Here is a 23689-nt window from a genome sequence, read left to right on the forward strand (position 1 = left end):
GAAGGCAAGAGCAAGTGTTATGCCAGAGTTGTCTGGCAAGCCGGGCGCAAAACAAATGTGGGAGCGGGCTTGCTCGCGAATACGGTGGATCAGTTAATGAATCTGTTGACTGACACACCGTATTCGCGAGCAAGCCCGCTCCCACACTTTGATCTTTATACGGCTCAGGTCAGGCGTAATAGTCGACGGCGCTGGAACCGATCACGGTCTGGCTCACCGGCGCGACCGCTGCCGCCACTTCAGCAGCGTCACCCGCATCCCCGCCATCACCACGCCCGCCAATGCCGCTTATGCCGCGTGCCTGGTTCTGCTGCTGTTGTTCCTGGCCCTGCCCCTGCCAGCCACGGGACTGGTCGGACACATTGACATCCACCTGCCCCATGCCCTGCTGGGCAAACATCTCACGCAAACGGCCGGACTGGCTTTCCAGCGCTTCACGCACCACGGCGTGGCCGCTCATGAAGTTGACCTGGGCTTGCTGGTCGGCGGTCATATTGACCTTGATATCCAGGCGCCCCAGCTCGGCCGGCTGCAACTGAATCTCCGCCGACTTGAGGTTGGCGCTGGACAGGTACATCACGCGGTTGACCACTTCTTCGGTCCAGCCGCTCTGGTGCATGGCCAGCGGCGCATTGGCCACGGGCGGCAAGGCATTTGCGGTTTTCGGCGTGGCGGCCTGGGTCAGCGCGGCCAGGCGGTTGGCGAAATCATCCACGCGGGTGTCGCTGCTGGCGTCTTTCAAATCCTTGAGGCCGCCTTCGATCAGCCCGCTGAAGGCCTTGTCGCCGCCCTGGTCAGTACTGTCTTTGGTGGCTTGCTGGTCGACCATGCCGGCAAGACCTGCGGCAAAGTTTTGCGCGGCGGTGGGTTGATCCTGAGCGCTGGTCGGCGCAGCTTTCTGTGGCGTCTGGCTGCTGGCCGACACATGGCCGCCCTGCTCCATCGCCAGGCGCACGGCCGGCATCGAATCCAGCGGGTCGGCTTCGGGGTCGAAGGCCGGTTGCCTGGCATCTTCGGTTGCCGCAACCGGCGCCGCGACCACCGGCTGGGCCTTGTCATCATTGGCCGCGACCGGCGCTGGCGTGGGCACCGGGACAGGCACCGGCGTAACGGCGGCGACCAATGCCGGGTCAACCACCGGATCAGCCGGAGGCTGCTGCGCCAGGGCCGGGTCGGCGGGCTTGTCGTCATCACTGCTGGCGCTGTCGTCGGTCTTGGCCGGCTTGGCAGGCAAGAGATTGCCGCTATCGGCAACCGCCGGCGTACTGGCGGCAGGCTTGGCGCTGGTGTCCGCAGGCTTGTCACGCGTGACTTTGGCCGGGCTGTCGTCGGGCTTCAGCGTGGGCTTGGGGCTTTGGTTGGCAAACACTTGAGCGAAGCCAGGGCCCTTGTCCTGTGGGGCTGCAACCGCTACCGGGGAAGTAGCGGCAGGCGCTTGAGGCTTGGCCGCGGGGGCAGCCTGAAGGAGCGAATTGGGGGCGACTGGCATAGGTAAAGGTCTCCACTGCACTGGGGGTCGGGGATGCAGTATTGGGAGGTAGAGCAAGAGTTGGGCCAGGTTTGCGGGTCAAAGACAAATGACAGGTAAAACACAGTCTAAATGTGTGCGAGCAAGCCCGCTCCCACAGTTTGATCCGCACAGGACTGGTACAACTTTGGTGATTCAGAGGCCGAAGCGCTGCCTTTCCGACTCATACAGCGGCCGCACCAACGCAAACTCATGATCAATCTGATCAACCAGCGCACCCAAGTCCGCCGTCAGCTCGACGGACTCCACCTCCAGCCGCTGACACAACTGCGCCAACCGCACCGCCCCAAGGTTGCCACTGCTGCCCTTGAAGCTATGGGCAATGCGCCCCAACGCCTTGGCGTCATCACGCGACTTGCGCAACGCTTCGACGCGCTTTTGCGAATCGTCCAGAAAGGTCTCCAGCAGTTTCGGATACTCGCTTTCCATCACTTCCTGCAGGCCCGTCAGCACATCAGGGTCCAGATGAATCTCAAGCACTTGTTCGCTCCTTGATCAAGAATCGGCGGATTATGCCAGAGCCCCCCAGCAAAACTCCACGCATACACTGCGCCCGCCATCGGTCCAGCGTACATCGCTGCTCAGTTGCCGTACCAGGCTCAGCCCGCGGCCAGACAGGCGGTCGATATCCAGCGGTCGCGCCAGCACCTGTTCCACGTCAAAGCCTGGGCCACTGTCCTCAATGCGCAGCGTCATTTTGCCACCTGTGGCAGTCGGCACCACTTGCACATGCACCCGCACATAACCGCTGTTCAACTGCGCCAAGCGCTGGTTGCGCTGGCGGTAATACTCGGCAAACCCCAGGGCATCGCGCTTGAGTCGCGAATCCAGGCCCAGCACGCCATGCTCCAGCGCATTGGAATACAACTCGGCCATCACGCTGTACAGCGCCCCGCTCTGCCCGCGCAGGCCGTGAATCTCCAGCAACAACTGCAACAGGTACGGCAACGGGTTGTAGCTTTTGAGCGTGCGCGCACGAAACTCGAAGCTCACCGACCAATCCAGCGGGCACGACTGGCCACTGTCGGCGTACAGCGGCTCAGCCGCCCGCGACGGCTGGCCCGCCTGCAAGGTGATCTCCACCATACTCACATCATCACGCGCCTCGCCCCGAAACGCCGCCAGGGCCTGCTCAATATCCTCAAACAAGCGGTCGGGCTTGCGATTGCCGGCAAATACCTGCTGCAAGCGCGCAGCGCCAAATAACTGATCATTGGCGTCGGCAGTGTCCAGTACACCATCGGACAGCAAGAACACCCGGTCGCCCAGGGCCATGGGCCAGACTTCGGTGCTGTCATCAAACGCCTGCGCCGACAGCACACCCAGCGGCAGGTGCCGCGACACCAACGGCGTGCGCTTGCCGGTGGCGATCTCATGCACATAGCCCTCGGGCATGCCGCCGTTCCACACCTCCACCACGCGCCGCTGGGCACTCAGGCACACCAGGGTGGCGCAGCAGAACATGTCCACCGGCAGGATGCGCTTGAGCTTGGCATTCATCTCGCGCAGGGTCTGCGCCAGGCCGTAGCCCTTGGCGGTCATGCCGTAGAACACCTCCGCCAGCGGCATGGCGCCCACGGCGGCCGGCAGGCCATGGCCGGTGAAGTCACCGAGCAACACATGCATGTCGCCGGAGGGCGTGTAGGCCGCCAGCAACAGGTCGCCGTTGAACAGCGCATAAGGCGATTGCAGGTAACGAATGTTCGGCGCCGCATTGATGCAACCCGAATGCGCCACCTTATCGAACACCGCCTTGGCCGCACGTTGCTCATGCAACAGGTAATCGTGGTGCCGGGCGATCTGGTCGCGCTGGCGCAGCACCATGGCCTGCAGCCGCCGCAGGCGGTCCATGGCATTGATCTTGGCGGCCAGGATCAGCGGGTTATAGGGTTTGGGCAGGAAATCATCGCCACCGGCATCCAGGCACTGGGCCAGGGCTTCACTCTCGCGCAGCGAGGTAAGAAAGATGATCGGCACCAGCGCCTCACCCGCCAATTGCTTGATCCGCCGCGCCGCCTCAAAGCCGTCCATCACCGGCATCAGGGCGTCCATCAACACCAGTTGCGGGCGTTCACGGGTGAACACCTCGACGGCTTGCGCGCCATTCGAGGCGGTGAGCACCTGATGGCCCTGACGCCGAATGATCGTCGACAGCAACAGCAAATCGGCGGCGCTGTCTTCGGCGATCAGGATCGTCAGCGCCTCGAGTACGGGGGCCAGGGTGTTCAACTGATGTCGAACAGTTTGTCGAAGTTGGAGATGGCGAGGATCTTGCGCACATCGGAGTTGCTGTTGATGACCTGCACTTCGGCGTTATCGCCACCGGCGTGGTCACGCAACAGCAGGAGCATGCCCAGGGCCGAGCTGTCCATGTAGGTGGCGTCCTTCAGGTCCACCACGTAGATCTCGGGCACTTTGTAAAACCGTTCGTAGGCCTCACGAAAGGTCTGGTGGTTACCGAAATCGAAACGGCCTCTTACTTTAATCGTCAACTTCGTCCCATCCAGGGACACTTCTGATTCGACTGACATGTGACTGCTTCCTTGTCATTGGCAATATGCAACAAGGTTTAGCAGCTGATAGAGATGTGAGCAACACTGATACTCAAATGTGGGAGCTGGCGTGTGTGGGAGCTGTTAGTACTGTGACTGGCGCGGAAGTCGCTGTGATAGCTCGTCGAGCAGCTTTTGCTCGCGCTTGTCTTCGATGGCCCGCGCTTCGTCGATATAACGCTGCACCAGCTTGCGCAACCCTTCAACCCGGGCAAACGCCGCTTGCCAAGCCTCACGAGCCTTATCGAGATTATTCTGGTGCCAGGCCAGGCTCTGGCGCTGTTGGCCCACGGCAGTTTCCAGCTGGTTGAGAAAGCCCTGATAACCCATCAGCCATTGGCCAGACACGCCCTTGCTGCCGCGCTCGATCCACTGTTGCTGGTACTCGCTGCGAAAACGCTCCAGGTCACCCAGTTTGCTTTCCGCCAGGCGCACCTGACCCTGGAAATACCCCAGGCGTTGCACGGCGGTTTTCTCGGCCTTTTCGGCCATGTCCACCACTGGGGCCAGGCGTGAAGAACGGGTGCTGGCCATCGCTTAACCGCCCGGCGCCGGGGCGAAGATCGAGCCCAGGTGGGCTTCGCTTTCGCCCATGCTGATTTTGTCGTTAAGGCCCTGGCGCAGGTAGCTCACCAGCTGCGGTTGCAGCGCGATGGCCAGGTCGGTTTCGCGATCGCCACCGGCCACGTAGGCGCCGACGCTGATCAGGTCTCGGCTCTGCTGATAACGCGACCACAGTTGTTTGAAGTGCTGCGCACGGGCCATGTGCTCTGCGGTGACCACCGCCGGCATCACCCGGCTGATCGAGGCTTCGATGTCGATGGCCGGGTAGTGCCCCTCCTCCGCCAACCGCCGTGACAACACGATGTGGCCGTCGAGCACGCCCCGCGCCGAGTCGGCAATCGGGTCTTGTTGGTCATCGCCTTCGGACAACACGGTGTAGAACGCAGTTATTGAACCGCCACCGGCCTCGGCATTACCGGCGCGCTCCACCAGCTTGGGCAGCTTGGCGAACACTGACGGCGGATAACCTTTGGTGGCGGGCGGCTCGCCGATGGCCAGGGCGATTTCCCGCTGGGCCTGGGCAAAACGCGTGAGCGAGTCCATCAGCAACAGGACATTCTTGCCCTTGTCGCGAAAATATTCGGCGATACGCGTGCAGTACATCGCGGCGCGCAGGCGCATCAGCGGCGCATCGTCGGCTGGGGATGCGACCACCACCGAGCGTTTGAGGCCTTCTTCACCGAGGCTGTGCTCGATGAACTCTTTCACTTCACGGCCGCGCTCGCCGATCAGCCCGACCACGATAATGTCGGCCTCGGTAAAGCGCGTCATCATGCCCAGCAACACCGACTTACCCACGCCGGTACCGGCAAACAGGCCCAGACGCTGGCCGCGACCAACCGTCAATAAACCGTTGATGCTGCGAATACCCACGTCCAGCGGCACGCTGATGGGGTTGCGGTTGAGCGGGTTGATGGTCGGGCCGTCCATCGGCACCCAGTCTTCGGCCTTCATCCCGCCTTTGCCGTCGAGTGCGCGGCCGGCGCCATCGAGCACGCGGCCGAGCATGCTCATGCCCATGGGCAGGCGGCCGGTGTCGGCCAAGGGCACCACGCGGGCACCGGGGGCGATGCCCGCCAGGCTGCCGACGGGCATGAGGAAAATCTTGCTGCCGGAAAAGCCCATCACCTCGGCCTCGACCTGCACCGGGTGGTAGCTGTCGTCGTTGATCACCAGGCAGCGGCTGCCCATGGCGGCGCGCAGGCCTTCGGCCTCGAGAGTGAGGCCAACCATGCGCAGCAGGCGCCCTTCGAGAATCGGCTGGCCGGGCAACTCAGTGACCTCGGCATAGCCGCCCAGGCGCTTGGCGAAGCTGGTGCGATCAAGGCGCATCGGCGGCGTCCAGGTCCACACTCAGGTCTGGCTCGGCCGGGTGCAGGGCTTGTTCATGCAGTTGATCAAACAGCTTGGCCATGATCTGGCTGATACGGGTTTCCACCGTGGCATCGATGCGGCTGTGTTCCGTCTCGACGCGGCAACCACCGGGCAACAACGCCGCGTCCTCGACGATGCGCCAGGTTTCTTCATGGCGCTCGCGCAGGGCTTTGACCTGCTCGAAATCCTGCGGGTTGATGTACAGGCGCACATTGCCCACGCCCAACGGCAGCAGCTTGAGGGCTTCGCGCATGACGCTTTCGATATGGCTGGAATCGAGCACCAGTTCGCGCTGGATCACCTGGCGAGCAATATGCTCGACCAGGCCGACCATGGCTTTTTCGATCTGCGTATCCTGCTCGGCAATCGGGTCGAACAGCGTGCCCATCAGCCGCTCAAGGCTGGCGAGTTTGACGCTGAGCGCCTCTTCGGCTTCCTGGCGCACCTTGAGGGTGGTGCTGCGAAAGCCGTCTTTTTCGCCGGCCGCAAAGCCTTCGTTGTAGGCTTCCTGGCGGATGGCCTCCAACTCTTCAAGGGTCAGTGGCTGGACTTCATCCAGCGGCACTTCTTCCATCTCTACCGGTGTTTCAACCACCGGTTCAGGCTCAGGCTCCGGCACATGCGGATCGAAGCTGGGCAGCGACCAGATGTCGAACCCGCCGACATCCCGCGCGCGAATCAGATCGCTGGGCGTCTCATCTTTGCTCGACATGGGACGCGCCTTAGATCATTTCTTCGCCGCCCTTCCCGCCGAGAACGATTTCTCCGGCTTCGGCCATACGGCGGGCAATGGTGAGGATTTCTTTCTGCGCGGTTTCGACGTCGCTGACGCGCACCGGGCCTTTGGCTTCGAGGTCGTCGCGCAACAGTTCGGAAGCACGCTTGGACATGTTCTTGAAGATCTTCTCTTTGACGTTTTCGTCCGAGCCCTTGAGGGCCAGCACCAGCACGTCGGAGGAGACTTCGCGCAGCAACGCCTGGATGCCACGGTCGTCGACATCGGAGAGGTTGTTGAACACGAACATGAGGTCTTCGATCTGGCCGGACAGGGTGTCGTCGATCTCGCGGATCGAGTCCATCAACTGGCCTTCGACCGAGCTGTCGAGGAAGTTCATGATGTCGGCCGCACGCTTGATGCCGCCCAAGGTGGTGCGCGAAGCATTCGAGTTGCCGGAGAACTGCTTCTCCAGAATCGTGTTGAGTTCTTTCAGGGCTGCCGGCTGCACGGTGTTCAGCGACGACACGCGCAGGATGATGTCCAGGCGCACTTTATGGTCGAAGTGGCCGAGCACTTCACCGGCCTGGTCCGGGTCGAGGTAAGCCACGACGATCGCCTGGATCTGCGGGTGCTCGTAGCGGATCACGTCGGCAACCGCGCGCGGTTCCATCCACTTGAGGCTGTCCAGGCCACTGGTGTTGCCGCCCAGCAGGATGCGGTCGATCAGGCCGTTGGCCTTGTCTTCGCCAAGAGCCGAGGTGAGCATCTTGCGGATATAGCTGTCGGAGCCGACGCCCAGGCTGGTCTGGTCGCCGACGATCTCGACGAACTCGCTCATCACCTGCTCGACTTGCTCGCGGTGCACATTGCGCATCTGCGCCATGGCCACGCCCACCCGCTGGACCTCTTTAGGCCCCATGTGGCGCAGCACTTGGGCGGCGTCGGTTTCACCCAGGGACAGCAGCAGAACTGCGGCTTTATCGACCTTGGTGAGCTTGGCAACAGCGGCTCGATTATCACTCATCTGCGTTGATCCACTCTTTCACGACCTGAGCCACACGGCCCGGGTCTTCTGCTACCAGACTTTTGATTGCATTCAGCTGAGCGTCGTAGCCTTCGCTCGGGCTTGGCAACAGGATGCTTTGCGGGCCGCCGAGGCTGACGCGGTCGTTGGCCAGTTCGCCGTCCAGGCCGCCCATGCCACCCAACTCGACGTCGCCACCGGCCAAAGCCAGCTGTTTCTTGCCGTTGCCGGTGATGTTGTTGAGCACCGGGCGCAGCACGCCGAACACCAGCACCAGGATGAACAACACACCCAGCACTTGTTTAACGATGTCCCAGAACCATGGCTGCGTGTAGAACGCCGGGTCGGCGATCACTTCGGCGCGCTCGGCGGAGAACGGCATGTTGATCACGCTGACGCTGTCTCCACGGCTGGCGTCGAAACCGACGGCGTCCTGTACCAGGCGCGTGAAACGCGCCAATTCATCGCTGCTCCACGGTGCACGGGTGACGGCACCATCCGCCGGGTTGACCTTGACCTGATCATCGACCACCACCGACACCGACAGGCGATTGATCTTGCCCTGCTGCTGTTTGGTGTGGCTGATGGAACGGTCGAGTTCGAAGTTCTTGGTCGACTGGTTACGCTTGTCCGCCGGGTAAGGTGCGAGCATGGGCTGGCCGGTGGCCGGGTCCATGATCTGCTGGCCGTTGGCGTCCAACAGTGGTTGGCCCGGCTGGATCGCGCCAGCCGTGGCAGCGGCGCCACCGGTGGTTTGTGGTGCAGTCGCCGGGGCCGGTGGCTGGTTGCTCAGGGCACCCGGCACACCTTGCGGGCCATTGCTGGCGGTACGTTGTTCGCTGGTGGACTGCTCGCTGCGCAGCGCAGGCTGGTCCGGGTTGAACTGTTCGGAGGTCGACTCGACCGCGCTGAAATCCACGTCGGCGGACACTTCAGCCTTGTAGCGGTCATTGCCCAGCACCGGTTGCAGGATGTTGTGCACCCGCTGGGTCAGCATGCTTTCCATGCGGCGGCTGTAGTCGAACTGCTTGCCGGCCTGGGTCAGCGCGGAGTTCTCGGCCTGGTCCGACAGCAGGTTGCCCTTCTGGTCGACCACAGTGATTTGCGACTTGCTCAATTCGGGAACGCTGGTGGCCACCAGGTTGATGATCGCCAGTACCTGGCCAGGCTCCAGGGAGCGGCCGGAAAACAGTTCGACCAATACCGAGGCACTTGGCTTGCGTTCGTCACGCACGAACACCGAGCTTTTCGGGATCGCCAGGTGCACGCGGGCGCCCTTGACGTTGTTCAAGCTGCTGATGGTGCGCGCCAGTTCGCCTTCCAGGCCACGACGGTAGCGGGTGGCTTCCATGAACTGGCTGGTGCCCAGGCCCTGGTCCTTGTCGAGGATTTCAAAACCGATATTGCTGTCGGACGGCGTCACGCCGGCAGCGGCCAGCTTCATGCGCGCACGGGCCACGTCATCAGCCTTGACCAGCAAGGCGCCGGAATTGGGCTCCACGGTGTAGGCGATGTCGGCGGCGGCCAGGGTTTCCATGATCTGCTTGGAATCCATGCCGGCCAGGCTGCCGTACAGCGGACGGTAATCGGGTTGCTGCGACCATAACACCACGGCAAAACCAATCGCCACGCTCGCCGCCAGGCCGACCATCAGGCCCACCTGCCGCAGCATGGTCATTTCCGAGAGGTTTTCCAGGAACGACAGGCCAAACAGCGGCGGCTTGCCGTCTGCCTTGGCGGGTACGTTGTCGGAGACTGCTTCTGCCATGACTTAAATCTCGTCCTTAAACCGGCATCTGCATGATGTCTTGATAAGCCTGAACCAGCTTGTTACGCACTTGGGTCAAGGCTTGAAAGGAAACGCTGGCCTTTTGCGAAGCGACCATCACATCGGTGAGGTCCACGCCGCTCTTGCCGATCTCGAAGGCGGTGGCCAACTGATTGGAGGCTTGCTGGGTGTCGCTGACTTTGTTGATTGCCTGACCGAGCATGTCGGCAAAACTGCTTTGGCCCAATTCCGGCGCTGGCGCGACGGATTTCGGTTGAGCCATGGCATCCATTTGCATGGAGCGCATATCCAACATCAACCGATTGAACTCAATACCCTGGCTCATGACCTTCTCTCTCCGACGACCCGCAATTTTTTGACACTACGCAGCAATTACCAGGGGAGGTAGCAACAAGGGTGCCAGCTCTGTAGCAACTCGTAAGAAAAGGCGACAAACCTTGTCGACCTTGTTACCGGTCAGGTGGCGAATAGGTAGGCTTCCACGTCCATGCCGGCGTCGCGCATCTGCGCCAGCTTGTAGCGCAGGGTGCGCGGGCTGATGCCCAGGCGCTCAGCGGCCTCTTTGCGACGGCCGCGCTCGGCACGCAAGGTGTCGATGATCATTTGGAATTCGCGGCGGCGCAGGTCGTCGCCCAGCGCACCGCCGGCCTCGGTATCGGCAGCCGCCACCGGTGCGGGCGCCAGGCTCGGCAACGGCGCGCTGCCACTGCCCATGGCCAGGCAAAAGTCTTGCGGCTGGATCAAACCGCCCTGCTGCAAAATCAGCGCACGCTGGATGGCGTTGTCCAATTCGCGCACGTTGCCCGGCCATGGGTAGCTGATCAGGCAAGCCTGAGCCTCGGCCGACAGCCGCGCCTGGGCGTGCTTCATTTTTTTGACGTGGTTGTTCAGCAGGCGCTCGGCCAGCGGGATGATGTCCGCCGGGCGTTCGCGCAACGGGCGCCAGGCCAGCGGGAATACGGATAGCCGGTAGAACAGGTCTTCACGAAAGCGCCCCGCCGCCACTTCGCCCGCAAGGTCGCGGTTGGTGGTGGCAACCACGCGGATATCCAGCTGGATCGGCTTGCGCGCGCCCACGCGCTCCACCTCACGCTCCTGCAACACCCGCAGCAGCTTGGCTTGCAGGCCCAGGGGCATTTCCGAGATTTCGTCGAGCAGGATGGTGCCGCCGTCGGCCTGTTCGAACTTGCCGGCCTGGGCCGCGATGGCGCCGGTGAACGAGCCTTTTTCATGGCCGAACAAGGTGGCTTCGAGCATGTTGTCAGGGATCGCCGCGCAGTTGATCGCGATGAACGGTTGTTTGGCACGGCTCGATTGTTGGTGGATATACCGCGCCAGCACTTCTTTACCGGTGCCGGACTCGCCGGAGATCAGCACAGTGGAATCGCTGCGCGCCACACGGGCCGCCAGTTCCAGCAACTGTGCGCTGGCCGGTTCAAAGGCAATCGGGCCTTGGCCTTCGGCGTTCGAAACAATGCCGAGCGCATGCCGGGCAACCAGTTCGATCAAGGCTTTAGGCTCAAAGGGTTTGACCAGGTAATCCGCCGCGCCCTGGCGCATGGCGTCCACCGCCCGCTCCACGGCGCCATGGGCGGTCATCAGCAGCACCGGTAACTGCGGCTTGCGCGCGCGCAGCAGGCCGAGCAACTGGTGGCCGTCCATGCCGGGCATGTTGACGTCACTGACCACCAGGCTGAAAGATTCCTGCTCGACCGCCTCCAAGGCTTCCTCGGCAGAACCGACCGCCCGGTAGTCATGGCCCGCCAGCAGCAGCGTGTCAGCCAATGCTTCACGCAGGGCGCGATCGTCTTCGACCAGTAAAACCTTGATAGCCATAGTCCTTTTACTCCGCGCTTGCCGTGCTGGAAAACAGTGGCAAGGTCATCAATGCACAGGTGCCACGCCCCAATCGGGAGTGCAGTTGCAATTCTCCCTGATGCGCACGTGCCACGGCCTTGACCACGGTCAGGCCGAGGCCGGTGCCGTTGGTCTTGGTGGTAAAAAACGGTTCGCCCAGGCGTTGCAGCACACGCGGTTCGATGCCGCTGCCGCTGTCGCTGATACACAGGCGCAGGGTTTGCTCGCGGGTGTACAGGTGGACCTTGAGCCGCGCTCCGGGGCCACTGGCCTGGGTGGCGTTTTCGATCAGGTTGAGCAAGGCGCCGACCAGGGTGTCGCGATTGCACAGCAACTCGCCCTGGTGGCTGTCGCACTGCCAGCGCACCTGGGCGTCCTGGATATGGGTGGCGGCCGCCGCTTGCAACGACTGCATCAACAGGGCGGGCGTAACGCGGTCGGTCAGCGGCAATTCGCCGCGGGCGAACACCAGCATGTCGCGCACCTGGTGCTCCAACTCATGCAAGCGCTCTTTGAGGCGGCCAGCAAAACGTTGGTGGGTGGCGGCCGGCAATTGCTCATCAGTCAAATGACTGGCGTAGATCAACGCCGCCGACAGCGGCGTGCGGATCTGATGCGCCAACGAAGCGACCATCCGCCCCAACGACGACAAGCGTTCATGGCGCGCCAGCTGGTCTTGCAGGTGACGGGTTTCCGTCAGGTCGTTGAGCAGCACCAGTTGGCCAGGCTCGGCGTCCAGGGAACGGGTGGCGATGGACAGGCGGCGGCCGTCCTTGAGGGAGATTTCGTGGCCGTCGTCTTCACGGGGGGCGAAGCAGCGGGCGATGACTTCGCGCCACAACTCGCCTTCCAGCGGCAGGCCGAGCATGTCGACGGCAGCCGGGTTGGCTTCACGCACGCGGCCCTGGTCATCAATGACGATCACGCCACCGGGCAGCAGCGACAGCAGGTTTTGCAGACGGTTGGCCAGGCGCTCTTTCTCGGCCAGCTCCTGCATGCGCTGGGCACTGACCACCGCCAGTTCGCCTTTAAGCTCGGAAACCCGCGCCTCCAGCAAGCTGTAAGAGTCAGTCAGTTGGCTCGACATCTGGTTGAACTGCGAGAACGCCTGTTCAAGACCCTGCCGGGTCAGCGGCTCTGAGGACGGAACGAGCCCCGCAATAGCAGGGGCGGAAGAAAGTTGGGCGGCGTGGGGCATCATGCTCTCTCGCTTGGCTGACCGTCAGTTAAACGGAACGTTGCGAGGGCTGTAGCAATACCCGTGCCTAAAAAAAACTACTGAAATTTCAGTAGCTTAAAAAACAGGCGTCAATCATCCGCCTGTTCATCACCTTCCCGGCGGCTCATACCGTACTTGCGCATCTTCTCAACCAGAGTGGTTCGACGGATTCGCAAGCGTTCGGCGGCGCGGGCAACAATGCCGTTGGCATCGTCCAGCGCCTGCTGGATCAGGCCCTGTTCGAGGCTACCGAGGTAGTCCTTCAAGTCGAGGCCTTCGGGCGGCAGCATGGCGGTGGCGCCGAAGTCCGGCGTGTGGCCGTTGATGGCCACGCGCTCTTCGAGGTCGGTGCGCAGGCTGTCGACCAGTTGCTCGTCTTCGTCGTCGACGTAACGGAATTTCTTCGGCAGTTCGACCACGCCGATCACACCGTAGGGGTGCATGATCGCCATGCGCTCTACCAGGTTGGCCAGCTCACGCACGTTGCCCGGCCAGCCGTGGCGGCACAGCGACATGATCGCGGCGGAGTTGAAGCGAATCGAACCGCGCTTTTCGTGCTCCATGCGCGAGATCAACTCGTTCATCAGCAACGGGATGTCTTCCACGCGCTCGCGCAGCGGGGCCATCTCGATGGGGAATACGTTGAGGCGGTAGTACAGGTCTTCGCGGAAGCTGCCGACCTCGATCATGCTTTCGAGGTTTTTGTGCGTGGCGGCAATGATGCGCACGTCGACGCTCTGGGTCTTGTTGCTGCCCACGCGCTCGAAGGTGCGCTCCTGCAATACGCGCAACAGCTTGACCTGCATCGGCAGCGGCATGTCGCCGATTTCGTCGAGGAACAAGGTGCCGCCGTTGGCCAGTTCGAAACGCCCGGCACGGCTGGTGATCGCCCCGGTAAAGGCGCCCTTCTCGTGGCCGAACAGTTCGCTTTCAAGCAGCTCTGCCGGGATCGCCCCGCAGTTGACCGGCACGAATGGCCCGTCGCGGCGCTTGGAGTGATAGTGCAGGTTGCGGGCAACCACTTCCTTGCCGGTGCCGGATTCGCCAAGGATCAGCACGCTGGCGTCGGTGTCGGCGACTTGCTGCATCATCTGGCGCACATGCTGAATCGCACGGCTGGTGCCGACGAGGCTGCGGAACAGGTTGGGTTCACGGTGACGGCCGCGCTCGCGAGCCTGGTCGTACATCTCGCGATAGACCTGGGCACGGTGCAGGGAGTCGAGCAATTTGCTGTAGCTGGGCGGCATTTCCAGGGTTGAAAGCACGCGGCGGCGCTGGTCTTCCGGCAGGTCCACGGAAGAAATATCACCCATCAGCAACACCGGAAGGAACTCATCCCAGGTCGACAGTGTCTTTAACAGGCCCAAAATGGCGCCAGGAGCATTTACCGTCCCGATCAGCACACAAATAACTTCACGGCTCGACGACAAAGAGCTGACCGCCTGCTGCCAGTCATGGCTGCCGCAGGGCAAATTTTCTTCACCGAGAAAATTTAAAATCACCGCCAAATCGCGGCGACGGACGCTATCGTCATCAATCAGCAGAATTTTGGTTTCACGCCACATGCAATAGCAACTTCCCTAGTAAAACTTCCTGCCCCAGAGTGAGGGCAATCGAGACGCCTGTAGGACTTCTTACCTAACAGACGCCTGAGATCTGAAAACAGCACTAGTTAAGTCAAAAATACGAGCACAGTCAAATATATGACGCACTGTTCGGATTAACTGGGCCAGTTCAGCCGAACAGATGGTAAACCTTTGACGCACTTTGCGCGCGGTTGATCTGCGACATCTCTTCGAAAATCGCCTGGCGCTCGCCGGTCGTGACCTCCAGCAACTGCTGATACACTGCCAGCAAACTCTCCAGCTTCTCCCGCAGCGCATCCTCGTCCACCGGCGCGTTATTGAGCGCTTCGTCGATGACTGCGCGGCACCCCATGTCCAGTTCGCCGATGGCGTCCCAGTTACGTTGCGCCAATGCGTCGACCAAGGCTTCGCGGGTCTCGTCAATCCGTTGCAGGGCGTGGCTCATGACATCATCCTCAGGCCAAAGGCCTACAGTGTTGCAATACCGTCCCAGCCTTCCTTGAGCGTAATCATCAGGCCGGCTACTTCGTCGATCATGCTGACATCGCTCTTGCTGTTGGCTTCAAGCAAACGCGTGGTCATGTAGGCATACAGGTTATCGAGTTGCTGCAACGCGGCCGGATCATCGGTTTTTTCCGGGTTCAGGCCGTCACGCAGGCCGATCAAAATATCGATCGCCTTGCCCAACAACAAACCCTTCTGCGCGATATCACCACGAGCCATGGCGCCCTTGGCCTGCGCCATGCGGTCCAGCGCGCCTTCCATCAGCATCTGCACCAGGCGATGTGGGCTGGCTTCAGAGACTTGGGCATGGGAATTGACCTTCTGGTATTGGCGAAGGGCTCTCATGGGATTCATGTTTCTACCTCGTGACAGGCAACAGCTAAATAGGATGGGCTCTGACTAATATGTCGACGGGATGACAAAAAACTTTAACCCGACGATCTGCTCAAGGCCGTGCCCGGCGCAGGATCACCGGGCGGCTTCAGCTGGCATCAACTGTCCGAATTCGACTTGTTCAGCGCGTTGAGCGTGGTCATGACACTGGAGCGTTGGCTGGTGAGCTGGGCGACCAGGTTGTTCATGGTGGTGTACTTGGCGGTCAGGCTCGTTTTGAGGGCGGCCATGCGTGCGGTCAGGGTGTCCTGCTGGTTTTGCAGGTCCTTGAGGTTGCTCGTCAGCGTGGAGGAGCGTGTGGCCAGTACCCCGGTGTTGCTCAGGGCATAGCTGTCAGTCGCGGTTTTCATCCGCGCCAGCAGGCCCTTGTCGCCGTTGAAGATACCGCCGATATCGGTGGGGTTGGTGGCGATGGCCGCACTGAAGATTTTGTCGTCAATGCTCAGCTTGCCGGTGGTCTGGTCGGTGTTTACACCAAATTGAGCCAGGGACTTCAACGTGCCCGAGCCGCCCAACGCGTTCAGTTCACTACGCAGCGCCTGCTGCAGGGAGCGCATGGTGGCATCGCCGGTCAGCGCAGAAGGCGTGGTCGAACCGTCGGCATTGGTGGTGACTTTGGTTTCGGTGCCGATCGCAGTCATCAAGGCGTTGTAGGTGTCAACAAAGCCTTTTACCGAGCTTTTGAGGGTGTCGTTACTGCGAGTGACCGTAATGGTCGACGCGACCCGAGGTTTAGTCGTGTCTGTAACACCCGCCGGCAGCGGCGAAACAGCCGTCAGCTTGATGCTCACGCCACTGATTGCTTCAGTCAGGGTATTGCTCTTGGACTCTTGAGACGTACCGTCAATGGTGTACTTCGCGTTTTGCGGCGGGTCACCCACCACCGCGGCCCCGGCTTGCAGGCCTGAGTTACCGCCCAAGGTAATGTCGGTACCCGCGCCGGTGTTGGTCGAGGTCACGACCAGACGCGAACCGGTGGAGTCAGTCAGGATGTTGGCACTCAAACCCGCACTGCTGTACTGCGCGTTGATCGAATCACGCACCTGCTGCAAGGTTGCGCCCGGTGGAACACTCACCCCATAGCTCTGACCAGATTGGGAAATTTCCAGAGTCGTCGCGGTGGTGCCGGTATTGACGACGGTCTTCGCCCCGCCCGGGTAATTCTGGGTGGCGATCTTCGAGGCAGTCGCCAACTGGTTGACCACCAGCTGATAGCTGCCGGCCGACGCACCAGCGCCCAAGGTCACAGTGGACACGTTGGCATCCGAGGTGGTCGCGGTCAGGCCACCGATACTGGCGTCCTTGGCCATGTTGTCCATGGCGCCACGGAACGCATCCAATGCCGCTTGAATCTTGCCGATCGAGGACAACTGGGCGGTCTGCGTCTGCGTCTGTTTGTTGATCTGCGACTGCTTGGGCGCTTGCTCAGCGTTCACCAAGGCCGTAACGATCGACTCGGTATTAATCCCCGTAACCGGGCCGCTTACCGTGATATCACCCATGACACTTCTCCTGATCGGGGCTGGCGCTTTATTGACGGACGACGCCTCAAGCAGCTACAGCAACAAAATTCATGCCAGCTCAGACTTTCGCGTCAAACAACACGTTGCTGGCGTCGTGAAGGCTTTGTGCGAGTTTCAATGCAGTTTCCGACGGGATCTGACGAATGACTTCGCCACTGTCGGTTGCAATCACCTTGACCACCACCTGATGGGTGGAGTCATCGATGGAGAATTCCAGGTTGCGCTGGGCAGCCTGAACGAATTTGCGAATGTCCGTAACGGCCTGTTCAAGGTCGGACGGTTTCGAGTCTTGCTTCGGTTGAACCGTGGCTACCGTGGGTTCGACCGTGGTTTTGTGCAGGTCGTTGTTCACGGGGGCAGGCGCGCTCTGCGGCACCGCTGCCGGATAAGACAGGTTCAGCTTCACACTCATGTCCATGCCCAATCTCCTCATCACGCAAAAGACAAAAGGGCACGTAAACGCGCCCTTCCGTCAGTCATCTGCCGATGGCTATTACTGAAGCAGCTTCAGTACAGCGGATGGCAGTTGGTTGGCCTGGGACAGGATCGCAGTGGAAGCCTGTTGCAGGGTTTGTTGCTTGGTCAACTGAGCAGTTTCAGCAGCGTAGTCAACGTCCTGGATCTGACCGCGAGCGGCAGTGGAGTTGTCGGCGATGCTTTGCAGGTTGGCAACGGTGTTGTCGAAACGGTTCTGAACAGCACCCAGACCGGCACGCTGGGAGTCGATGTCGGAGATCGCTTGAGTGATCACGTCGATCGAGTTCTGTGCGTTGGCAGCAGTGGTGATGTCAGTGTTGTTGACGGTGGTTTTGGTGGAGTTGGCGGCGTTGGTGCCAGTTGCCGCGAACAGACCCGCTACACCGGTGCCGCTCAGCGAGTAGCTGCTGGAGGAGTTCAGGGAAACGGCGCCAGTGGCGATGATCGGACCTGCATCCAGAGCGACGGCAGTACCGGCAACACCCGAACCATCCAGAGTAGCAACCTTGATGCCCGCAACTGCGCCAGCATCGCCAGCGTTGAAGGTCAGGTTCTCACCGGTGTCGGACTTGACCGACAAGGCTTGGGTGGTCGAATCGTAGTTAACGCTGATACCCAATTTTGCAGCATTGGACTTCAGTTGGTCAGCCAGATCGGAAGTGCTGGTCACGCCAGTGAACTGCACAGCAGTACCGCTGCCGACTTTCAGGGTGAAGTTGGCGCTGGCAGGGGTTGCACCGGCGATGGCAGTGGCGTCAACGGTGAACTGAGCAGTGGTGCTGGCAGTTGCAGCCAGGCCGCCCACAGCGCCGTTCATTTGAGCAGCGATGGTCTTGGCCGAAGCGGCTGGATCGATGGTCAGGGTCTTGGACTGGCCACCACCGGTAACGGTGATAGGGCCGCCGACAACGCCAGTTGCGCTTGGAGCAACACCGACGGATTTGAGCTGCTGCGAACCAATGTTGTTGGCGGCAACGTTACCGATGCTCATGTCGATGGTCTGGTTGGCGTTGGCGCCGACCTGGAACGACGTAGTACCGAAAGAACCGTCCAGCAGGTTCTTGCCACCGAAGGTGGTGGTGGTAGCGATACGGGTCAATTCAGCAGTCAGAGCAGCGTATTGAGCCTGGTTCGACTTACGGTCTTCAGCGCTTGGCGAGCCGTTGGCCGATTGCAGAGCCAGGGTACGCATGCTTTGCAGGATGTTGGTGGACTGCTGCATGGCGCCTTCAGCGGTCTGAGCAATGGAGCTACCGTCGTTGGCGTTTTTGATCGCAACGCCCAGGCCGTTGATTTGGCTGGTCAGACGGTTGGAGATTTGCAGGCCGGCCGCATCGTCTTTGGCGCTGTTGATACGCAGTCCGGAGGACAGACGCTGCATGGAGGTTTGCAGGGCGCCGGAAGCCTTGTTCAGGTTGTTCTGAACGGTCAACGAAGCAAGGTTGGTGTTTACTGTTAAAGCCATGACGAAATCCTCGTGGGTGGTGTACTGCGGCTTCCGGCCCTGGCAACCGCCGGGTGTGGCCTAGAGAACCTTCGTAATAGTTATCGTCGTGAAAGCAGGTTGCTTGAGGACTTTTTTGATTTTTTTTACTAGCACGGGGCCACCCTTTGTAATTCAAGCATTTACGATAGCCCAATCACTCGCAATTGCTGGGTTTTCTGGCGCCAAATAAAAAACGCCCAGGCTTTTTGAGCCTGGGCGTTTTTGTGTGCAGCCTGTTAGAGCGTTACGGGCGATAGAGAATCGCCGAGCCCCACGACAGGCCAACGCCGAAACCGCTGATGGCAACCCGCTTCCAATCGCCGTCGATCATGTGCTTTTCCAGCAGCAGCGGAATACTCGAGGACACGGTGTTGCCGGTCTCGACCATGTCCTTGATGAATTTCTCCACGGGCGCATCTTCGAAACGCCGCGCGACCGCGTCGACAATCGCCGCACTGCCCTGGTGGATGCAGAATGCGTCGATTTCGTCGGCTTTGAGGTCCGACTCATTGAGCAGCTCGTGCAAATGTGCCGGCACCTTGAGCAACGCGAAGTTGAACACCTGGCGGCCGTTCATGAAAAACACGCCGTCGCTGACCTTAAGGTGCGGTGCGCCGGAACCGTCGGTGCCGAATTTGGACTTGCCCAGCAACCACGGCGCGTCTTCACCCATCCAGGTGGCGGTGGCGGCATCGCCGAACAGCATGGTGGTGTTGCGATCTTCCGGGTCGACGATCTTCGAATACGGGTCGGCGGTGATCAGCAGGCCGTTTTTCAGGCCGGTGGCTTCCATGAAGCCCTTCATCGCATAGATGCCGTAGACGTAACCCGAGCAGCCCAGGGAAATATCAAACGCAGCCACGTGGGTGGGCAGGCCCAGCTTGTCCTGGACGATGGCGGCGGTGTGGGGCAACCCCTCTTCGTCGCCGTTTTGCGTCACAACGATCAGCGCGTCGATGGATTCGCGCTTCAAATCCGGGTTGGCCGCAAACAAGGCGTTGACTGCCTCGACGCACAGATCAGAGGTTTCCTGCGCAGCATCCTTGCGCGGCAGGAAGGCCGAACCGATCTTGCCGATGATGAAATCTTCATCCTTGGCGAATTTGGCGCCCTGGGCGTAGTTATCAACCCCGTCTGCCGGCACGTAACTGGCGATGCTTTTTATGCCAATCATTGTGGCTTCCCAATACTAAATAGCTGGATAACACCCCTCGGGCTTGGCCGGGAGCGCTGACAATAAAGGGGATAACCCCATGAAAATATCGCTGAAAGCCGCCGTGTGAAGACTCGCAAGCGACTTATCCTTTTCACACGATACAGTGAAGATGCGCTTTATGACTCACAGGTCACTCAATTTTGTGCGCTTTATGCAAAACCCGGCAACATTCCCGGCGTCAGAAACGACAACGGCCCACCCTGTTTCCAGGCTGGGCCGTTTGTATCACCGCCGATTACATGCGGCTGAACAGACTCAACTGCGAGATTTTCACGAAAGCCAATTGCGAGGCTTGCAGCATGGTCTGTTGCAAGGTCAGGTCAATGGCAGCCTGGCCCATATCGACGTTGGCCAGTGACGACATGGTCGAGGTGTTGGCCAGGCCCAGGCTGGTGTTTTCCTGGCCCTGGATATCCAGGGCGTTCTGGCGTGCGCCAATCGAGCCGCGCACTTGGTCGATCTGCGCCGACGCGTTGGTCAAGTTGCCGATGGTGGTGTTCAACACGTCTTTGAGGTTGTTCTTGGCGACCTGGTTGCCATCCGCCGGGACCAGCAGGGCCTTGCGCAGCTGGCCCAAGGTATCCAGGGCGTTCATATTTTTGTTGCTGGTGGCACCAACAGAAAACTGGTCACCAGCCCCTGGCGTACCGCTCACATCGAACGTCACCCCGGCAGCGGTAATCGAGGTAGCGCCGGTGGCCATGGTGCCCGAGGCAATCGACTTGCTGTTCGGCGTGTACGGCTGAGCATACACGTCGTAGGCATTGCCGCTGGTGAACTTGACCACCGCACCCGAGTTGGGAAAGGTACTGGCGTAGGTCGGCTGATCCGTGACCCGGCCGCCGGTCAGTTGCGCCGTGGACGGATTACTGGCGGTACGCGAGCTGCTGAACGTGTCCGGCTTGCTTTCCAAGGTGAACGCCTTGCCCGCCACCAATGCATCCGCAGGCGCACCCGAGGCGACATCCGGCCCCAGGTTCAAGCTGATATCGAATTTGACGCCGCGCAAGTTGACACTCGAAGCGCCTTCCTTGGTGGAGTCAAACGTGCCGTTACCGGTGATCTCGGCGGTAACGTCATTACCGTCCTTGTCGCTCACGCTGTATTGGGTGCTGCTGGAGAAGGTCAATGTATAGGGCTGACCATCGGAAAAACTCTTGGTGTAAGTGGTGCCGGAGGTGATCAGGCCCGCCGAGATCGCGACCTTGCCGTCATTCACCGCAGGCGGCAACAGCGTGGCCTGGGTGCGACCGGTATTGGAAGAACTCTCAAGCAACGTCTTGCCCGTATCCCCCGCAGAGACCGTCAGGTTGCTGGACACCTGCAGGCTCAGCGGCGTCTCATCGCCCTGATAGGTGTAGGTGCCATCGTTGTTACGGGTGTAAGGCGGCGTGTCGGTCTTGGTCCCGGAGAACATATAGTTGCCGCTGGAGTCCTTGGTATTGAGCAGGCCCAACACTTGGTCTTCAAGGGCACCTATCTGGCTGGCGATCGCCTTGCGGTCATCATCGCTGAGCTTGAGATTACCGGCCTGCAGTGCCAGGCCCTGGGCGGCTTGCATGGAGGTATTGATGCTCGCCAGCACACTTTCTTCGTTGGTCAGCGAGTTTTGCAAGCTCGTGATATTGCCGTTGTACTGCCCCAGCATGTCTTTCTGCTGCTGCAACATCAGCAATTGGGCGGCGGCCACCGGGTCATCGGACGCGGTTTGCACACGCACACCGGAACTCGCCTGGTCCTGGGCCTTCACCACACCCGAATAGTTGTCCTGATACTTGCTGGAGCTGGTGTCGAAATACTGCTGTGTAGAGATACGCATCGTTCCAGACTCCTTTAAAGGGCGTTGATCAGTGTGCTGAAGGTTTCCTGCGCGGCCTTGATGATCTGCGAAGACGCGGTGTAGTACTGCTGGAACTTGATCATGTCGCCCGCTTCCTCATCCAGGTTGACCTGGGACACCGAGTTGCTGGCCGCCTTGTTCGCCGCCAGCAAGGCGCCGGTGGCGGTGCTGTCGGTGTTGGCCTGGGCGGCCTTGGAGCCGACTTGGGACACCAGCCGGCTGTTGGCGCTGACCAGGCTGACACCCGCATTGCCGTCCACCGCACCCACCGTGGCCTTGGTCTGCAACCCCAGCAGTTCCTGGGCATTACGGCCATCGGAGCTGGCGCCGCTGTTGAATGAAAAGGTAGTGCTGTCGCCATTGGCCGGCGAACCGGACACGGAGGTGTCAAAGCTGAAGCTTTTGCCGGGGATCAACGCTCCGCTGGCATCACGCATCGGCACATTGATGCTGACCTTGTTGCCTTGGCCCGGAATGATGGTGCCGGTGCCGATCGGGTTGCCCTGGGCATCGCTGATCGCATAGGACTGGGTGCCGTCCGCCGCCGGCTTGCCGAACACCATTTTCACCGGCATCGAGTTTTCGATCCCGGTGCGCAACTGCGCAGTGGCGGCGCCGCCGTCGATATCGATCGGCACGGTCAAGGTCGGCTGGGTGAACGTACCGGTGCCGGTATTGGTCTTGCTGGCATTGCCGGCCAAGGGCGCGGCGAAGGCGAGTTTGTTCGGGTCTTTGAGGTCGACACTGATGCCACTGGCGCCATTGGCCGTCGGGCTGACTTTAAAACTGTCACCGGCAGCCACTGGCCCCTTGCCGTTCAAGGCCAGGGTGAAGCCGTCAATCACTGGCGGTGGCGTGGTGGCGGTGTCGAACGAGCCCATGGCTTTGCCGTCCGAGCGCACCACGTTGTACTGGTTGCCGCTGGTGAAGGTCACCTTGTAGTCGAAGGTCGACAGCTTGCTGCTGTCGGCAATCGTCACGTTCAGGTTGCCCGAGCCTGCGCTGTTACCGGCGGCCGCCTGGCTGCGCTGGGAAATCGCCGCAGCGCTGTTGATGTCGCCAAACAGCGAGGAACCGAAATCGCTGTTCAGGTCCAGGCCCTGGCCCAACTGGCTGTTAACGCTGTCGGCCGTGGCAATGGCGATGCGACCCAGGTCGTTGATGGCCGGCATCAGCGCATCACTGCGATAACGCAACAGGCCGCCAATGCTGCCACCACTGACCACATTGCCGATGTCCATCGGCGTGTCGCCCATGTTCAGCTGAATGGTGTACTGGCTGTTGTCGTTCTTGCTCGGCACCGCCGAAATGGTATTGGCAACGCTGCCTTCTACCAGCGATTGGCCGGTGCCGGTGGTGATGCTGAACTGGCCGTTCTTTTCGGTGGCCGTCACGCCGATCAACTCATTGAGCGAACGCACCGCCTCATTGCGCGCATCCAGCAGGTTGGCCGGCGCACTGGTCGAAGAACCCTGGGCCGTGGCAATCTGGCTGTTGAGCGAGGCAATCGACGAAGTCAGTTTGTTGACCTGGTCACTCATGGTCTGCAACTGACCGTTGATGCTTTCTTTCTGCTGGGTCAACTGCGTGGAAATCGCGTTGAAGCGGTTGCTCAACGTTTGGGCGTTGGTGATCAGCAACTGCCGCGCGGACACGTCGCTGGGCGTGGCCGCGGCGTTCTGCAAAGAAGCAAAAAACGCGCTGAGCACAGCCGACATCCCCGTGGACTTGTCCGACAGGGTCTTGTCGATGGCGGCGGCCTGGCCCGCGTAGGCGTTGGCATCGCTGTTAAGGGCGGTGCTGCTCTGGTAGGCAGCGCCCAGGAAGTCGTTATAAATGCGGCGCACATCCGCAAGCGTTGTGCCACTGCCGATAAACACGCCGCCATACTGGTTGCTGGCGCTGGCGTTCTGGGTGGTCTGCTGACGCGAGTATCCCGGGGTATTGACGTTGGCAATGTTGTTACTCAAGACCGACAACGAGCCTTGAGAGGCATTGAGTCCTGACATCCCGATACTGAGCAAACTCATGGTTCAGAC

21 protein-coding genes are annotated in these 23689 nt (G+C 60.8%); all 21 read right to left on the reverse strand.

Translation table 11 applies throughout. The features are described from left to right. Positions 1–169 precede the first annotated feature (169 nt). Complete coding sequence (locus tag BFP92_RS12695) at positions 170–1489, reverse strand: flagellar hook-length control protein FliK (RefSeq protein ID WP_065929745.1); 1320 nt, start codon at positions 1487–1489, stop codon at positions 170–172. Positions 1490–1663: 174 nt separating this feature from the next. Continuing rightward, entirely contained in the window at positions 1664–2008 is a 345-nt protein-coding gene (locus BFP92_RS12700; protein ID WP_065929746.1) for an Hpt domain-containing protein, read from the reverse strand. Between the two features lie 30 nt (positions 2009–2038). Beyond that, on the reverse strand, positions 2039–3757 hold the full coding sequence (locus BFP92_RS12705; protein ID WP_065929747.1) for an ATP-binding SpoIIE family protein phosphatase: 1719 nt from the start codon (positions 3755–3757) through the stop codon (positions 2039–2041). Next, positions 3754–4059 carry an STAS domain-containing protein gene (locus BFP92_RS12710; RefSeq protein WP_065929748.1) on the reverse strand — a complete coding sequence of 102 codons (306 nt, stop codon included), beginning with the start codon at positions 4057–4059 and terminating at the stop codon, positions 3754–3756. Before BFP92_RS12710 ends, BFP92_RS12705 begins: the two co-directional genes overlap by 4 nt. Positions 4060–4164: 105 nt before the next feature. Then, complete coding sequence (fliJ, locus tag BFP92_RS12715) at positions 4165–4614, reverse strand: flagellar export protein FliJ (protein ID WP_065929749.1); 450 nt, start codon at positions 4612–4614, stop codon at positions 4165–4167. A gap of 3 nt (positions 4615–4617) precedes the next feature. Then, complete coding sequence (gene fliI, locus BFP92_RS12720) at positions 4618–5976, reverse strand: flagellar protein export ATPase FliI (RefSeq protein WP_065929750.1); 1359 nt, start codon at positions 5974–5976, stop codon at positions 4618–4620. Beyond that, positions 5966–6730 carry a flagellar assembly protein FliH gene (gene fliH, locus BFP92_RS12725; RefSeq protein ID WP_065929751.1) on the reverse strand — a complete coding sequence of 255 codons (765 nt, stop codon included), beginning with the start codon at positions 6728–6730 and terminating at the stop codon, positions 5966–5968. The genes fliI and fliH overlap by 11 nt, the downstream gene beginning before the upstream one ends. Before the next feature lie 10 nt (positions 6731–6740). Then, positions 6741–7760, reverse strand: a complete 1020-nt coding sequence (fliG, locus tag BFP92_RS12730; RefSeq protein ID WP_010208743.1) for a flagellar motor switch protein FliG — start codon at positions 7758–7760, stop codon at positions 6741–6743. Next, entirely contained in the window at positions 7753–9528 is a 1776-nt protein-coding gene (gene fliF / locus BFP92_RS12735) for a flagellar basal-body MS-ring/collar protein FliF (protein ID WP_065929752.1), read from the reverse strand. The genes fliG and fliF overlap by 8 nt, the downstream gene beginning before the upstream one ends. 16 nt (positions 9529–9544) lie before the next feature. Continuing rightward, positions 9545–9874, reverse strand: coding sequence for a flagellar hook-basal body complex protein FliE (gene fliE / locus BFP92_RS12740; protein WP_016972029.1), 330 nt, complete (start codon positions 9872–9874; stop codon positions 9545–9547). Positions 9875–10005: 131 nt separating this feature from the next. After that, the gene (locus BFP92_RS12745) at positions 10006–11385 is read right to left on the reverse strand and encodes a sigma-54-dependent transcriptional regulator (RefSeq protein ID WP_065929753.1); all 1380 of its coding nucleotides are present in this window, start codon (positions 11383–11385) and stop codon (positions 10006–10008) included. A 7-nt stretch (positions 11386–11392) separates the two neighbouring features. Then, complete coding sequence (locus BFP92_RS12750) at positions 11393–12604, reverse strand: sensor histidine kinase (RefSeq protein ID WP_065929930.1); 1212 nt, start codon at positions 12602–12604, stop codon at positions 11393–11395. Positions 12605–12714: 110 nt separating this feature from the next. Further along, positions 12715–14190 carry a sigma-54 dependent transcriptional regulator gene (locus BFP92_RS12755; protein WP_065929754.1) on the reverse strand — a complete coding sequence of 492 codons (1476 nt, stop codon included), beginning with the start codon at positions 14188–14190 and terminating at the stop codon, positions 12715–12717. Between the two features lie 169 nt (positions 14191–14359). Further along, the gene (gene fliT / locus BFP92_RS12760; protein WP_017134933.1) at positions 14360–14656 is read right to left on the reverse strand and encodes a flagellar protein FliT; all 297 of its coding nucleotides are present in this window, start codon (positions 14654–14656) and stop codon (positions 14360–14362) included. A 23-nt stretch (positions 14657–14679) separates the two neighbouring features. Next, positions 14680–15069, reverse strand: coding sequence for a flagellar export chaperone FliS (fliS, locus tag BFP92_RS12765; RefSeq protein WP_017134932.1), 390 nt, complete (start codon positions 15067–15069; stop codon positions 14680–14682). A gap of 137 nt (positions 15070–15206) precedes the next feature. Continuing rightward, entirely contained in the window at positions 15207–16610 is a 1404-nt protein-coding gene (fliD, locus tag BFP92_RS12770; RefSeq protein ID WP_065929755.1) for a flagellar filament capping protein FliD, read from the reverse strand. A gap of 79 nt (positions 16611–16689) precedes the next feature. After that, positions 16690–17049, reverse strand: coding sequence for a flagellar protein FlaG (locus BFP92_RS12775; RefSeq protein ID WP_065929756.1), 360 nt, complete (start codon positions 17047–17049; stop codon positions 16690–16692). A gap of 75 nt (positions 17050–17124) precedes the next feature. Beyond that, positions 17125–18573 carry a flagellin N-terminal helical domain-containing protein gene (locus BFP92_RS12780; RefSeq protein WP_065929757.1) on the reverse strand — a complete coding sequence of 483 codons (1449 nt, stop codon included), beginning with the start codon at positions 18571–18573 and terminating at the stop codon, positions 17125–17127. A gap of 265 nt (positions 18574–18838) precedes the next feature. Then, on the reverse strand, positions 18839–19768 hold the full coding sequence (locus BFP92_RS12785) for a ketoacyl-ACP synthase III (protein WP_053257317.1): 930 nt from the start codon (positions 19766–19768) through the stop codon (positions 18839–18841). 277 nt (positions 19769–20045) lie between these two features. Further along, positions 20046–21629: a flagellar hook-associated protein 3 gene (locus tag BFP92_RS12790; protein ID WP_065929758.1), complete on the reverse strand. Its 1584-nt coding sequence runs from the start codon at positions 21627–21629 to the stop codon at positions 20046–20048. Positions 21630–21643: 14 nt separating this feature from the next. Continuing rightward, positions 21644–23680, reverse strand: coding sequence for a flagellar hook-associated protein FlgK (flgK, locus tag BFP92_RS12795; protein WP_065929759.1), 2037 nt, complete (start codon positions 23678–23680; stop codon positions 21644–21646). Between the last annotated feature and the right edge of the window lie 9 nt (positions 23681–23689).

This window comes from Pseudomonas sp. 58 R 3, from assembly GCF_900006605.1.
Classification (GTDB): Bacteria; Pseudomonadota; Gammaproteobacteria; order Pseudomonadales; family Pseudomonadaceae; genus Aquipseudomonas; species Aquipseudomonas salomonii.